The organism is Carboxylicivirga agarovorans (assembly GCF_050589845.1).
Taxonomy (GTDB): Bacteria; Bacteroidota; Bacteroidia; order Bacteroidales; family Marinilabiliaceae; genus Carboxylicivirga; species Carboxylicivirga agarovorans.
Genome location: NZ_JBNGPA010000031.1, coordinates 58,510 through 74,007, shown reverse-complemented (window position 1 = coordinate 74,007; position 15,498 = coordinate 58,510). Strand labels below are relative to the sequence as shown.

Here is a 15,498-nt window from a genome sequence, read left to right as displayed (position 1 = left end):
CTCCTTCGTCGAGGTACTCCTCCTTGCCAGGAGGAGAGCTGATTTACAGCTTGCAAAACACTATATATGTGAATGTTTGAATCTTTTCGAACACTCGTGCGCTTTGCCCCGGGCTATGATGTGGCAGACTTACAGCCTGCTAGTTGCAGTTTGGTTAAAGAGTATCGTTTAATAGTTTGTCCTTCGCGCGGCAGCACCGGAGGTTTATATATATCGAAGCTGTCAATCCATTCCTCGGTTCGACGATTTATCAGTTCGACAGTTTAGCAATTTATCAGTTTAATCTCAACTCATAAACTCTTCAACTTATCAACTTTTTTTTCAATTCAACTCATCAACTCCCTATAGCTATCAGGATAGGCAGTTCAACATTTAATCAGCAGGCTTTACCTGATACACCTGTACTCCCCGCGATTTACCTTTAAGCTTCAGGTTACCCACTTCCTTGGTTTTGTATTTCGTAATGTGTGGTAAAGACTCATACAGAACACCTGAAATCAACAGATCCTGCTTGTACTCATTGCACATCGATTCAATGCGTGCAGTCGTATTCAATGTATCACCATTATAAGATATATCTCTTTTTAAACGGCCAACCTGTAAAACCATAATATCACCAACGTGCAAACCGGCCTTGAATTCAGGCACTAAGCCATATCTTTTTTTATACCAGAATCGGTTACGCCTGATCACTTTCTGAAAGGCGAAAAATGCCTTGATGCAGTTATTATTTCGCAACCCTTTTCTTAAACTCCACGAGATAATGGCTCCATCACCCAGGTACTGATAAATGGCACCACCATAATTCTCCACTACAGCCAGGTCATTAAACACATCCTGAACCAGGTAACTAAACTTTTTATGCTGCAGCTTTTCAGCTATGGTAACCGACGAACGCATATCAACAAACATAAAAACGCGTTTCTCAGCCCGTGGTTTGTTCAATGTACCCATCAGCCATTGCAACACATTTGCCAGTCCTATCTTCCTCAGTAAGCCACGTACCATGGTACTTAAAATACAGGAGAAGTAGAACCAGAGGGTAAATCGCAATGATCGTATGCCTAATTCGGGCATATTCTTCATATAGATCTCATAATCCTGAAGCTGCTCGAAAGTCAGATTCTCATTGGCCGACAAAAAGATGATCAGGAGGGCCAGCGCCAGATACATGACATGCCGAAAAAAAGCGATGATGTGAATGGGCAGTTTACGCACTATCCAACCAATAAATACGGCGTCAAGAAGTGTAAAAAATGTTGCAACAAAAAATGACAAGAGAACGGTATTGCCATAAACATCGTCCTTAGTGAGAAGATCAAGGTAATTGACAAACAATCGTTCGTCTTGTGTAAAAAACACATAACCCGCCAAAGCCAGCAACCAGAATACCTGATGGTACAAATAGGATCTGAAAAATATGCTGAACCAGATTTTTACTTTTTCAAACGAAAACATTGCGATGGTATCTAAAACAAATCAACTGTTTTTACACTCTGCCCGGCAGAATAGTTACAGTAAGTTATTAACAACAGAAACATCAAATAAAAAAAAGTCCTTAAGGTTCATATAAACCCTAAGGACTATCAATATTATACAATTTCCGGTTAAAACCCGAAAATGGAAACGAACAATTATTTGGTGATGGCCAGAAAACTCAGATCTCCTTTAAGAAAGCTAATAGTTTTAGGCTTGTGAAAACATCACAAAAAATATGCTTTTCCGAAAGAGACTATTTAATTAAGCCTTCCTTGATCATATATTCAGCTATCTGAACTGCATTAAGTGCAGCTCCTTTTTTAATCTGGTCAGATACACACCAGAAAGTCAAACCATTTGGATTAGCCAGGTCCTGACGAACGCGCCCGACGAATACCTCATCTTTTCCAGCAAGGAACAATGGCATTGGGTATTCTTTATTGGCCGGATCATCCATCAGGATAACACCATCCGCCTTGGCAAAAGCCTCCTTGGCCTGTGCTGGTGTGACTGGTGCATCTGTTTCAACCCAAACAGATTCAGAGTGAGCACGAAGAATAGGCACACGCACACACATAGCACTAACTGAAATATCGCTATGCATAATCTTACGCGTCTCATTGAACATCTTCATTTCCTCCTTGGTATAGTCGTTATCTGTAAACACATCAACCTGTGGAATAAGGTTCATGGCCAACTGGTATTGAAAAGCGTCTACTTTCGTTTCTTCGCCATTAACAATGGCTTTGGTCTGATCTTCCAGCTCCTGCATACCACTTGCTCCTGCACCACTGGATGCCTGGTAAGTAGAAACATGTACACGCTTAATGTGCGAAAGCTCTTCAATCGGCTTTAAAGCAACCACCATTTGAATAGTGGTACAATTAGGATTGGCAATGATATTACGTGGTGCATTTTTACAATCCTCAGCATTAACTTCAGGCACAACCAAAGGCACATCATCATCCATACGGAAAGCACTGGAATTATCAATCATGATGGTACCATGTTTGGTAATGGTTTCAGCATATTCCTTCGACGTTCCACCTCCGGCTGAAGTTAAAGCAATATCTATGTCTTTAAAATCATCATTATGTTGAAGCTCTTTGACTGTTAATTCCTGTCCCTTGAACATCAACTTCTTTCCGGCACTTCTTTTCGAACCAAATAAAACTAACTCATCCATTGGAAAATCACGTTCTTCCAATACTCTCAGAAACTCCTGTCCTACAGCGCCACTAGCACCAACGATTGCTACTTTCATCACTCAAAAAATTTTAAAATACTTGAGTCATATTTTTTCATATTGATATAAAAAAATATAACCTCAACGGTTATATAACTTTACTTAGTAAGCAAATTGTGTTAAATTGATTTGTGTTGGTGGATTGATAAGTTGCTTACATTCCGATACAAAAATAGAAATATTTACTTTAACCCTTAACTCAATGCGGCTGATTTTTATCCTTTTGGTATATTTTCCCCTTATATGCCAGGCTCAAGTGCAAGATTCGTTCAATGATGGTGATTTTAAAAACAGTCCGCCCTGGTCAGGCTCTGATGAACTTTTTATGGTTAACACCCATAATGAATTACAACTGAACGATGCAGATGCCGGTGCTGCCTTCTTATCAACGCCCAGTCAATCCATTGAGGAGGCCTCATGGCAAGTGAAGGTAAAAATGAACTTCAACCCATCATCAGCCAACTATGCCCGCATCTACTTGGCCAGTGATAAAAAGCAGCCGGTCGATGCACATAATGCAGTTTTTATTGAATTTGGCAGCAGCGATGATAATATATGCTTATACATAATAGAGAATGGCAATAAAGAAAAGCTGATTGAAGGGGCAACCGACAGGCTGAATCATGCTGAAGTGGACCTTATTGTCAAAGTGACCCGCTCAGGCAATAGATGGACCCTTTTGTCTAACATGGGAAACGGCTGGATAACTGAAGGGGAAGCTGAGGCACAATACAATTATGCCGCTGCTTATTTTAGCATTCATTGCCAATATACCAAAACACGGGCTGATAAATTCTTTTTCGATGACATTCAGGTACAAGGCCTTCCCTATCGCGATAAATCACCACCCGTAATAACTGACTTTGAGTTGAATAATGGCTCTCAAATGAGTCTGACATTTAATAAAGCACTGGACGAATCAAGCATAAGTAGCACTTGTTTTACATTGCAAAACAGTCAACGCCATCCTGCAAATATGGTATACAACAATGACACACACATGCTTAACCTGCATTTTGATCCAATTATTGATGACACAGACCATGACCAGCTAATCGTCTCCGGCATTCGTGATACCCATGGAAACAGTATGTCTGAGCAAACATTTAGCTATAGCTACAAGCGAATTAAAGTAAACCAGGTACGCCTTGTCAACCGTGATTCCATACAACTGTCTTTCAGCAAATCGCTTACTATTGAAACCTTTGCCAACATGAATATGCAGCTCGACAAAATTGTAACCAGGCCTGTGAGCATTGGCACTGACGACAACCATACTTTTATTATACAGTTACCTGAAAAACTGGAAAATGGTCGTCAATATGAGTTGACGATCAGTGGCCTGACTGATGCTATAAACGATCCGGTACCTGATATTAGCATTACACTTATGCATTATGATGCTCTTCGCTTCGATGTGGTATTTAACGAATGGATGGCCGACCCTGTACCATCAATGGGCCTTCCCGAAGTTGAATTCATAGAGCTATTCAATAACTCACCTTACAACATTAACTTGTCTGACTGGACCTTGCAGATAAATGATAATACGGTATCCCTTCCCGACTCTGTTATTGAAGCCGGGGGACTGATATGCCTTGTTTCTTCCAAACATATAGATGATTGGAACAAAGTGGTGGCAACGGCTTTTATTAAAAGCATGCCTGGGTTAACTAATTCAGGTTTTGAGATGTTCCTATACAATGCTGACAAGCACATTGTAGATGCATTTAATTATCAAACACAGCTGATTGAGGGTGAAGGCTTCAAAAAAGACGGCGGCTGGTCGGCAGAACGGATTGATCCGGCCAATAAAAGTGGCAGTCCCGGCAACTTCCATTGGAGCATGAATTTAAATGGTGGAACACCCGGACAACACAACTCTGTTCACAATGATCTGCCAGACAGAACACCTCCTGTTATTACCGGCTTAAAACTGCACGATAAGAAAGAGCTTTTGGTTCGTTTCAGTGAAACAATGGATTTCAACACTTACTCCGTTGAATTAGCACCTGAGCTTAACATAACACAGCAGCATTTTGATCAGCTGTTTCTGAATCAGCTGGAGCTTGAATTTGAAAACGAATTGCCAGCCAATGCCATCTACCAGCTTATGTCGGTTAACATCAAGGACATGTCTGGCAATACTTTAGTCCTTGACGCACCCATCATTTTTGGTGTGCCTGATACCGTGACAAAAGATGATTTACTGATTAATGAAGTGCTGTTTAATCCACACCCCGGCGGCGCCGACTTTGTGGAAATATACAATACAAGCAATAAACTAATCAATTTGGCCGACTTATACTTTGCTGAAATAAAAGATGATCAAATAGAAAAACTACATCAGGTCAGTGAGGAAGTGCTACTGTTGCAGCCTCACTCATATATTGCCATCACAACTGATAAAGAAAAAATACTTCAGAACTACAACTGCCCGCAACAAGATGCCCTTGTTGAAACATCGACTCTACCTTCATATCCTGATGATGAAGGTCACGTAGTATTGGCAAATAAAAAGGGAATTGTACTGGATGCTTTTATCTATCATCAAAACATGCACTTCGACCTGCTTAAGGATAAGGAAGGCGTATCACTGGAACGCCTGTCGTGGGACCTGACAACACAAGCATCCGACAACTGGCTTTCAGCGGCTTCTACGGCAGGATATGCTACACCTGGCTACCTTAACTCCCAACAGCTGAGAAATTCTAAGGAAACAAGCAGCCTCGTCAGTATACATCCGGAGGTATTTACTCCCAACAACAATGGAGCTGATGACCAACTACAAATTCTTATGAACAGCGATGAACCCAATGCCATAGTGACCATTCGTGTTTATGACCCTAAGGGCAATGAAGTTCGTTACCTGGCAAATAACCTGTCACTGGCCAACAGCAACATCTTTACATGGGATGGCATGCGTGATGACGGAACTAAGCTGCAACCAGGTATCTATTTAATTTATGTGCAATGCACTTACGGTTCGGGCCAGGTGCACGAAGAAAAAATACCCTGCGTCATTGGGACTGGCAGCAATTAAAATGAAATTTTCAAAGGTTATTTAATCAATATTAATTATTTTGCTGTCCACACAAAATTCTAGCTTACGAACACAATGAACAGACAGGAACGACTCAAATTTTGCAAAGCGTGTACTCTTCAAAAATTTGATACACAAAGAGGTATCATCTGCAGTTTAACCAATAACCCTGCAGAGTTTGAGGTATCATGCACCACCTACAAAGAAGATCCGGAATTAAAGCACAAGGCTGAAATGGAAGCGATACGCAATCAGTTATATGTGCAGGAAGTCGATAAGGGAAAACGCTTTGTCAATCACCTTATTGATTCCATCTTTATCTGGGTGCTATTCATACTTTTTGCCATGTTATATGGTGTTTACCTGGGCATCTTCAATCCCGAGGCTATTGAGACCATTGACGAGTCTGGCAGCTTCATTGAAAATCTATTTTTTATACTCCTGTCCATTGTTTATTACACCATTATGGAAGCCCTTACAGGCCGCACCATTGGTAAGTTAATAACAAAAACCAGGGTTGTTGATGAGAATGGCAACAAACCTGACTTCGGAACATCGTTTATTCGCTCATTATGCCGCATCGTACCTTTTGATGGTTTATCCTTTCTCTTTGCTGATAAAGGCTGGCATGATGCCTGGAGCAAGACCAAAGTAGTCAGTGTGAAATAAGTCATTATCAAACTGTTGATGTGCCCATTGGGTGATATGATAATTTGAGTGTTGGGCTGTTGAAGAGTTGACTGCTAATTGTAGTTTCTGTAACCCGACAGCGTCGATAGACCTGTTGGCGTTTGATTTGTCGATTTGTAAATTCGTCGAACATTGCGGTGGAGATCCATCTCTTATTTTTCGATGAAAACAGCTTCTGTAATTCGTTGACCTCGTTTATTCTTCCGAACACTCGTGATTTGCAATCTGTGCCTTTAAAAGACGATAATACTACCGGATAGTGATCCCCATCCACGTAACTTCGCTACGGTACTTCCCCTTTAACTAAAGCTCAAAGGGAAGAACAGTGCGTTGGGATATGTTGTTGTAAAACAAGATATTAAGAGGGTAATAAATTAATACCAAGATGTCAATAACGCACTGAAAGCCCACATCGTCATAGCCTGGACATCTCCGCTGCCACGTGACTACCATAGCTATCGAACCTGTCGCGTGTTAAATCATGTCATTTCACCATATGATATTTATACACAATTCCTTAGCATAGAATTAACCTTAGCTTAGTATGACCGGATTATTTTTACCCATTCATAACTTAGGGAGGAGAATCTATGAATCCGGACTATCGACATCGATTTTGCAAGACTTGCCTGCACCAGAAAAATGATAATGAAAAAGGACTGCTGTGCCGAATCACACATGATGTACCGGCTTTCCTTTCTCAATGCGGCACTTATCACGAGGACAAATTTTTAAAGGATAAATATGAGTTAAGCGAAGTTGCTAAATGTCAGCACTATCATCAGGCAGGTAAAGGGCAGCGTTTTATCAATGGATTAATCGATTGGGCCTTTTCTTTCTTGTTTTTTATCATCACTGTTAACCTATTCGATATAGTTATTCCTGTGGTAGATCAAAGTCAAGTGCTGATGGGTTTAAAGTATGCCCTGGGTATTTTGAGTATCATTTTATATTACAGCATTATGGAGAGTCTCACAGGTCGTACTTTTGGTAAAATGATAACCAGAACAAAAGTAGTCAACGAAGATGGCCGGCGTCCCCCGTTTAAGAGCATTATCCTGCGTTCTTTATACCGTATTTTACCAATCGATTGCTTGTCATTTTTATATTGGAAATACGACGGCGGACATGACCGCTGGACTAAAACCAGGGTGGTACTTGCTTAAAAGTATAGCTTCAGTTCATTCTTACTGCTCTAATTGTTAGCCAGTAGCAGTAAGAATGAACGTAAATCAGGTTTACCACTGTTCCCAGTGCACATTAGACTCGTCCCATTTGTCTTTTGGCTTCTCCTCACCCGCAGGATAACCAACAACGATCACATTTAAGGGAACAATTGATTCAGGAGCATTCAGTACTTTTTTCACATCATCCTCACGCTCCTTTATTGGGTGAACACCTGTCCATACCGCACCAAGCCCCATACTCTCTGCTGCCAGTAATATATTTTGTGAAGCGGCCGAACAGTCCTGAATCCAATAGGCCTGCCCATCACCTTCAAGTGCCTTATCCATGTCGCCACAAACAACAATGGCAGCTGTGGCTTGTTTCAACATTTTAGCATACGGCAATACAGCGGCCAGGCTATCAAGTTTGCTTCGTTCACTCACTGCAACAAATGCCCACGGACGTTTATCTACAGCTGATGGGGCGGCCATTCCGGCCCTTACCAATTCGGTTATCTGTTCTTTTGTTACCTTTTGATCGGTATAATGGCGAACGCTTTTCCGATTATATATGCTAGCCAGGGTTGAATTGGCATAATTAGTTGGTAGAAATTCAGGTTCCATATCATCTTTAAATAATTTATAGGCATCCCATGGCCTGGCCAAACGCTGACCAAAACCATAATAGTATTCACCTCCGTAAATAACGGGATTTATTGCTTCCACATCAACCTGATTTTCCGAATTCAAATACCGTTCATCAACCTTTGTGTCAATCACCTTCCCAATAAACTGTATATGTGAGCCCAACTCCACAACTTCGGTCACTTCACACTCTATCACAATAGGAAACTCTCCAATATATGGCGCGTTAACAAATTCACCTTTGACAGCTGTCAGGTTCATCGCCTTGAATTTATCCTCATCATGCCCCGAAATATTTCCCGCATAATCCATATGTGCCACATTCCCGGCCGATGGTACATTAACGGTGAAAGCCTTTGTGGCCATTATGTTTTCGTAACTCTTGCGGTTTGGACGAATAGACACACCAATACTCATGGGTGTGGAGTTGACAATGCCGGCCCAGGCAGCTGTCATGATATTGGGTGTGCCGTCTTCACTGTATGAGCCAATAACAAGCGCTGGCTTAGGATGAATGTGTCCTTTAGGTCCTACTGAACGTTTCTGGCTACTACCCTGCTCCAGTTGACTAATAACTCTTTCTATTCCACTTACCTTGTCTTCTTTAATTTCCGGCTTCTGTGTACTTAGCTGGTATACCAAAACTACAACTACCGCTGCTAACACTATATTTAATAAGGTGGCTTTATTTTTCATCTGTTTTAAGTTTTACTCTCCCGACCTGGTCCGGATGCAATTATTTACGATTTGATTTTAAGGATGGAATACTATCGAGTAAACATCCTGTTGGACACAACTGGCACCACGGACGATTAAAGAACAGGGATAAAAGTATAATAACACCCCCGGCCGACAGCATGATCCATGAAGCTACTTTAAATGAGAATGCAATAAATGGCTCTAAACTGGACAATGGTAATGCAAAGCCCAGTATTAAGCTGGTCCATATAAAAGTAAGATAGATATTGCGCAGTGTAAGCACCGAAATTTTAAGGGAAAGTTGACGCTTTTTAATTGGTGATACTTTGGATACCAACATTTGCAATGCTCCCATTGGGCACAGGTAGGTACAATAGTACTTTTTATGACCGGCTATGGCCAGTACAAGCGATATGCTTAATATAAGGATCAGTTCCCAGTTGCTTTGCCATGGCAATCCTTTCGTTAACCAATTATTCAATAATTCAAGGCTTAACATCTTCTTCAGCCATAGTCCCATCACCAAAACTACACCTATTAAATAATAGATATAGAGCTTACGAAAACGCTTACCAAGCATCATGCTAAGTGAAAGTCCAAGTATAATAACCAATAACACCAGCTGAATGATCCTTAGCAGTGAGACAGATCCATATTGTTGTTCGGCCTGCAGGTAATGACCTACTGAATTCTGAAACGTTCTGATAATGGCCCTGCTACTTTTAGTCGCTCCGGAAACGGCATCCACTTCAAGCGCAAGCAATGTGGTATCCATTGGCAGTTTATCCCATGTATTCAATAGCTTTTCATCATAAACATGGTCAATAAACTCTGTTGTTTCATTGTGTTTTAGCAGTTGTGTAGAAATGATCTGTTTATTCAAATCAAGGGCAATCATCAATGGCACAGCCCCTCCATACCCTTGAAAACGGGCATCCAGCTCTTCTGATATCAGTACATACCCCAGTGGCTTATTGTTGCCATTGTATATAGCCAGGCTGTTATCGATTTGCTTCTTAAAGGATGCTGCCCCTGTAAACACCTGCTGAATATCGCTTAGGGAATAAACCGGCTCATCAGAGGATTTCAACCACTCAAAATCGGCTCCTCCCCTTATTGCCACAGCGAGTAATAATAGAAAAATCAACAAATAGCTGTAAATGCTACCCGTTCTGTTTGTGTGAGTCATATGTCTTCATTTTGTCGCTACAAATCTATAAGATGACTCGCACTCAAACAATAAACCTGTTGTTAATACGATGTGAAAAGTGTCAATAACAAACCTGGAGTCATTCTATTTTTTCAATTAGCAGGTTTATGCACCCATTATGACACCTTATGACCAATAACATACTTAATTCATAATAAAGTCATATTAAACTCATGTTAAATTCAGCTCGAGTCGAATTTAATCTGAGTTTGGTCTGAGTTTGGTCTGAATTTAGTCTGAGTTTAATCAGTTGTTGATTCGGTAATTTTACTTGTCGGAGAAGTATAGATTTTCGTACTCGTGCGGCAGCACCGGAGGTTAAAATATATTGAAGCTGTAAATCAATTCCTCAGTTCGACAGTTAATCAGTTTAATCTCTCAACTTATAAACTATTCAACTTATCAACTTTTTATCATTTCAACTGTCACATAAAATAGATACGCAATCGAGCATTTGCTATTCCGGTGCATGGAACAGTAGTGCGTTGAGTTACAATTGATGTTGCACCGGATTGATGGGCATTGGGTAACCCGGGGCGTCGCTGCGCTTTGCCCCGGGCTATGATGTGGCAGACTTACAGCCTGCTAGTTGCTGCTTGGGAATCAAATCCGAAGGAATAAACTGTGTATCCCAATTATTATCGGGGCGAGGTTTAAATATATCTAAGCTGTAAATCAATTCCGCAGTTCGACTATTTAGCAGTTCGACAGTTTATTAGTTTAATCTTTCAACTCATAAACTTCTAAACTATTAAACTATTCAACTTATCAACTTTTTATCAATTCCGACTTCGCGCGGCAGCACCGGAATCATATCCAAAGGATTTAATCCCTTCTGCCCAATAGGTTTATGACATAGGCCAGTAAAAAGAAAACAAAACTTACCAGGCTTATTGGTGGTAAGCCTCCATGCCAGCCTGAGGGAACCATCCACCCTTTAAAGCCCATAAAAAACAGGTGTAAAAGACTAAAAGTCATCGCTGAAAGAAAGAACTTTCGGGACGTGATAAACCTTATGAATCTCTCGTCATCACGGAGATGGGTTTGGAAACTCAGGTTATAGCCCCAAAGCACTACGAGAGCTAGTATACCCCCGAGCATACTTAAACCACCAAAAAGTGTCAGTGTGCCATCGGGTTGAAAAAATTGTCCATATATTTCCGGTTTGAATAAAAGGAAGCTCATCAGAGCATGTATTAGCACCAGTAAAAAACCGGTCATACCTATTGATTTGCGGGCTGCGAGAAATCCTTCAGGCACATTTACTCCCAGGTTGTTTAAAGGTCCAAAACTGAAGTTAAATGTTAACAAGATAAATGCACTTAATGCAATCCCTTTGTTAAGTATGAAAAAAGGGAAGTCTTTCCAGGGCACCGGCCCCAATACATGATATCGGCATATGGCATAAGCAATTGAAAGAATACAGGTAATTAGTATGATCCTGCCAGCTGAGTTTCTTGTTTGAGTCTGATTTTCCATATACTAACTGTTTAATATTAAATAGTTAATATACGAAATATGCTGTATACTTTACAATGGGTATTTTATGGACAGGGATTCGTGCGATAGCACCAAGAGGTTTAAATATATCGAAACTGTAAATCAATTCCTCAGTTCGACGATTTATCAGTTCGACAGTTAATCAGTTTAATCTTTCAACTCATAAACTATTAAACTTCTAAACTTTTTATCATTTCAACTGAGCACCACAATAGCTATCCAGGCGTGGTATAAGAAAATGCACATGAAGAAACTTCAATTTTTCCGATAAGGTATAATTAAAAACGGCCCTCAAATTGAGAGCCGTTTTTATAGTATTATTGAAAAGGTGTTACGCTTTCACTTTTTCTTTCACCAGGCGGTTACGCATCCTTACGGCCAGGTTATACATAACCGGTGCCATTAATAAGGTTAATACCGTTGATGTACTTAAACCGAATATTACCGTCCAGGCCATTGGTGCCCAGAAATCGGCATTATCACCCCCAAAATAAATCTTCGGATCAAGCTCAGAGAACAAGCTAAAGAAATCAAAATTAAGCCCCACAGCCATTGGGATCAAACCAAGGATAGTTGTGATAGCTGTTAACAATACCGGTCGTAAACGTGTTTTACCTGCACGAACAATGCTATCCACTTCTTCTTCTCGACTTAATCGTCCTTTAGGTCCCAGGCCTTTTTGCTCTTTCATCTGCCCGCGAACCAGGTCGATGTAGTCAATTAACACAATACCATTGTTTACCACAATACCGGCCAGTGACACAATTCCCACACCGGTCATCAGGATGATGAAATCCATCTGGAAAGTACCAAGGCCCATAAATACACCAATGGTACTCAGTCCTACCGTTCCGATAATGATTAATGGCTTGGCTCCGGAGTTAAACTGCGTAATAAGAATCATAGCTATTAAAGCCAGTGCAAACAATAATGCGCCTACCAGGAAGTCCGATGTTTCCTGCTGACTCTCCTGCTCACCGGTCATTTTCCAGTTATAGTTGGCCGGCATCTGGTAGTCTGACAGTAACTCTTTAATACGCGCATTGATTGTGTTGGCATTATAGCCCTCCACCACATTGGAACTTAAAGTGATAACACGTGTATTGTCAATACGAATGATCTTTTCGTAGGTTGATGCATACTCATAATCAGCCACTGCAGAAATAGGGATCAAAGAAATAACACCATTTTTATCCACCTTCATTTTCTGATTCATCAAAGTCGACACATCATAACGGTATTGATCTTTCATGCGCAGCATGATGTCGTATTCGTCTTCACCATCTTTGTATTTACTGATTTCCTTACCATACAATGAGGTACGAAGCGCCATAGCCACCTGCTGGGTTGATAATCCCATGCGACGCACTTTATCACGATCAATGAACAACTGCATCTCCGGTTTATTGGTATTCAAGTCCATTTCCAGATTTTCGATACCTAATATATGATCGTCGTTAATGGTTTTCTTGATGTCTTCGGTCAGGGCAATCAAACGCTCATAGTCGTCACCACCTACCTCAATATTGATAGGTTTACCCACCGGAGGCCCGTTTTCTTCTTTTTCGATAAATACCTTAGCTCCTATAAATCCCTGGAATGCATCAGACAGTTTACCCATAATATCACGGGTACTATGGCCCTGACGATACTGGTAATCGAGGAATGTAATCGTGGTTAGTGATTTATTGGGTGAACGACCCGATTCAAATAAGCCACCCTTACCGTTACCAACACTTACACCAACCGATTTAACGATATCCATGTAAGGATCAAGGGTACTGTAAAGAATATCCTCCGCATTTTTAGTCACTTGGTCCGTCACTTCAATGTCGGTACCCAATGGTAATTCCATGGTTACATATATGGTACGTGGCTCATTCTCAGGGAAGAAATACACATTTGGTTGCATGGCACCAAAGAACATCACCGAGAAGAAAAACAAGGCGATTGAACCAAACAACAGCCACTTACTGGTTCTTCGTCCCAAAGCACGACGCAATGTGCCTTCGTACATGTTTTCAAGCATTGGTAAGAACTTATGCTGAAACCAGATAGCAGATGGTTTAAGTGCATAAACATTTAGCAACATAATTAGAATAGGTAAAATAAATAAGTTACCTAATGCTGTTAATGTTTTTTTATCAAAGGTTGATTCGTTTACATGGTATGTTACGCCTGCTCCATATGAAAATTGAGCTATCAAATGAAAAACTACTCCTACTACCAAAAGAGATAAAGTTATGATATAAGGTTTTCTTAAATTCTTCTTCTCTTTTACATCTTCAACTTTCATAAACTGAGACGCGAACACCGGATTTAGCACCAGAGCCACAAATAAGGACGAAGCCAGTACGATGATCAATGTGATGGGCAGGTAACTCATAAACTTACCAACAATACCCGGCCAGAAAACCAATGGAAAGAAAGCTGCCAGTGTGGTTGCCGTTGATGAAATAATAGGGATGGCAATTTCACTGGTCCCATTCTTCACGGCTTTTTCGGGTTTGACACCATGCTCCATCATCCGGTAGACATTCTCGATCACCACAATGGCGTTATCAACCAGCATACCCAGCGCCAGGACAAGGCTGAACAATACCATGGTATTAATGGTATAACCAATTTGTTTCAATACCATCATTGATATGATCATTGACATAGGAATGGCTAAACCGGAGAAAATAGCATTACGTAAGCCCAGGAACATATATAGTACGATCATCACGAATATCATACCCAGCAGGATACTGTTCTCCAGGTTACTGATCTGGTCACGTACAAAAACCGACTGATCATCGGTTACTGTCACCGTAAGATCCTTGGGTAATGTTTCGCTTTCCTGCTTCTGCTTGATGATTCCTAATATCTTATCCGTGGCATCCAGCAGGTTTTGTCCACTCTTTTTAACAATGGATAAGGTCACTACGGCCTTGTGATCAAGACGCGAAATGGTACTTTGCTCTTCAAATCCATCAATAACCTCTGCCACATCCTTGATATACACCACGCGTCCGTCAACCTCTTTCACAATGGTGTTGCGAATCTGGTCCATGTTGGTATAATCGGCCTGAACACGGATTGAACGACGAGTACCGTCAACCTTTACCTCGCCGGCACCTACTGTAAAGTTTTCTGTTTGTACGGCAAACTCAATATCCTGAAAGGTTAAATCATAAGCAGCCATTCGGTGAGGGTCAACATGTATCTTGATTTCACGTTCATCGACACCTCGAATATCGGCCTCACGCACTTCACGCAGGGTTTCAAACTCATCCTGCAAACCTTCGGCAAACTTCTTTAACTCGTAGATACTATAGTCTCCCGACAGGTTGATGTTCAATACAGGGAACTCTGAAAAGTCAATATCATCCACTATCGGATCATCCATCAGGTCATCGGGCAATTCACTGATGGCTTTATCCACCTTATCTTTCACGTCGAGCTTAGCCTGCTCAACAGATACATCGGCTTCAAACTCCACAATGATCAGACTCATGTCCTGGAAAGAGTTGGATGACATCTTTTTTACGCCATTCAAATCTTTCAATTCTTTTTCAAGGGGACGCGTGATCAGGTTCTCAATATCAAGCGGACTGTTACCGGGGTGTGGGGTACTTACAGAGATGTAAGGGATCACGATCTCCGGAAACTGCTCTCGCTGCATGGAGGTATAACCCATCCATCCGGCCACTATAAGGAATAATGTGAGGATGTAGATGGTATTTTTATTAGCCAGTGCCATGAAAGTTGGTTTAAACTTCCGTGTTGACACTTTCTCTTTATATTTTATATTTTCTTCTTGCATTTGTAATCAGAT

General features: G+C 40.9%; 9 protein-coding genes. 3 read left to right on the top strand and 6 right to left on the bottom strand.

Going from position 1 to position 15,498, the window contains the following annotated elements:
- Positions 1 to 372 precede the first annotated feature (372 nt).
- Both ACRD69_RS20645 and ACRD69_RS20640 read right to left on the bottom strand, forming a co-directional pair.
- The gene (locus ACRD69_RS20645) at positions 373 to 1,458 is read right to left on the bottom strand and encodes an adenylate/guanylate cyclase domain-containing protein (protein WP_430817040.1); all 1,086 of its coding nucleotides are present in this window, start codon (positions 1,456 to 1,458) and stop codon (positions 373 to 375) included.
- A gap of 274 nt (positions 1,459 to 1,732) precedes the next feature.
- On the bottom strand, positions 1,733 to 2,743 hold the full coding sequence (locus tag ACRD69_RS20640) for an aspartate-semialdehyde dehydrogenase (RefSeq protein ID WP_430817041.1): 1,011 nt from the start codon (positions 2,741 to 2,743) through the stop codon (positions 1,733 to 1,735).
- A gap of 184 nt (positions 2,744 to 2,927) precedes the next feature.
- Here ACRD69_RS20640 and ACRD69_RS20635 point away from each other — a divergent pair, with 184 nt between their 5' ends.
- From ACRD69_RS20635 to ACRD69_RS20625, 3 genes are all read left to right on the top strand, one after another.
- On the top strand, positions 2,928 to 5,768 hold the full coding sequence (locus ACRD69_RS20635) for a lamin tail domain-containing protein (protein WP_430817039.1): 2,841 nt from the start codon (positions 2,928 to 2,930) through the stop codon (positions 5,766 to 5,768).
- Between the two features lie 75 nt (positions 5,769 to 5,843).
- The gene (locus tag ACRD69_RS20630; protein WP_430817038.1) at positions 5,844 to 6,437 is read left to right on the top strand and encodes an RDD family protein; all 594 of its coding nucleotides are present in this window, start codon (positions 5,844 to 5,846) and stop codon (positions 6,435 to 6,437) included.
- Between the two features lie 611 nt (positions 6,438 to 7,048).
- Positions 7,049 to 7,624, top strand: a complete 576-nt coding sequence (locus tag ACRD69_RS20625; RefSeq protein ID WP_430817037.1) for an RDD family protein — start codon at positions 7,049 to 7,051, stop codon at positions 7,622 to 7,624.
- 72 nt (positions 7,625 to 7,696) lie between these two features.
- Here the strand turns inward: ACRD69_RS20625 and ACRD69_RS20620 are convergent, their stop codons facing one another.
- The 4 genes from ACRD69_RS20620 to ACRD69_RS20605 all read right to left on the bottom strand — a co-directional run bounded on the left by ACRD69_RS20620 (position 7,697) and on the right by ACRD69_RS20605 (position 15,486).
- Complete coding sequence (locus tag ACRD69_RS20620; protein ID WP_430817036.1) at positions 7,697 to 8,965, bottom strand: flavin reductase; 1,269 nt, start codon at positions 8,963 to 8,965, stop codon at positions 7,697 to 7,699.
- Positions 8,966 to 9,005: 40 nt separating this feature from the next.
- Positions 9,006 to 10,157 (bottom strand): FMN-binding protein, encoded by a 1,152-nt coding sequence (locus tag ACRD69_RS20615; RefSeq protein WP_430817035.1) that lies wholly within the window; start codon positions 10,155 to 10,157, stop codon positions 9,006 to 9,008.
- Between the two features lie 846 nt (positions 10,158 to 11,003).
- Positions 11,004 to 11,657 carry a hypothetical protein gene (locus tag ACRD69_RS20610; protein ID WP_430817034.1) on the bottom strand — a complete coding sequence of 218 codons (654 nt, stop codon included), beginning with the start codon at positions 11,655 to 11,657 and terminating at the stop codon, positions 11,004 to 11,006.
- Between the two features lie 352 nt (positions 11,658 to 12,009).
- Positions 12,010 to 15,486 (bottom strand): efflux RND transporter permease subunit, encoded by a 3,477-nt coding sequence (locus ACRD69_RS20605; protein ID WP_430817033.1) that lies wholly within the window; start codon positions 15,484 to 15,486, stop codon positions 12,010 to 12,012.
- Between the last annotated feature and the right edge of the window lie 12 nt (positions 15,487 to 15,498).

Bases quoted from the DNA above. Each gene is read 5' to 3' on its own strand.
- ACRD69_RS20630 (WP_430817038.1), top strand. From the start codon at position 5,844: ATGAACAGACAGGAACGACTCAAATTTTGCAAAGCGTGTACTCTTCAA.
- ACRD69_RS20635 (WP_430817039.1), top strand. From the start codon at position 2,928: ATGCGGCTGATTTTTATCCTTTTGGTATATTTTCCCCTTATATGCCAG.
- ACRD69_RS20645 (WP_430817040.1), bottom strand. From the start codon at position 1,458: ATGTTTTCGTTTGAAAAAGTAAAAATCTGGTTCAGCATATTTTTCAGA.
- ACRD69_RS20605 (WP_430817033.1), bottom strand. From the start codon at position 15,486: ATGCAAGAAGAAAATATAAAATATAAAGAGAAAGTGTCAACACGGAAG.
- ACRD69_RS20615 (WP_430817035.1), bottom strand. From the start codon at position 10,157: ATGACTCACACAAACAGAACGGGTAGCATTTACAGCTATTTGTTGATT.
- ACRD69_RS20625 (WP_430817037.1), top strand. From the start codon at position 7,049: ATGAATCCGGACTATCGACATCGATTTTGCAAGACTTGCCTGCACCAG.
- ACRD69_RS20610 (WP_430817034.1), bottom strand. From the start codon at position 11,657: ATGGAAAATCAGACTCAAACAAGAAACTCAGCTGGCAGGATCATACTA.
- ACRD69_RS20640 (WP_430817041.1), bottom strand. From the start codon at position 2,743: ATGAAAGTAGCAATCGTTGGTGCTAGTGGCGCTGTAGGACAGGAGTTT.
- ACRD69_RS20620 (WP_430817036.1), bottom strand. From the start codon at position 8,965: ATGAAAAATAAAGCCACCTTATTAAATATAGTGTTAGCAGCGGTAGTT.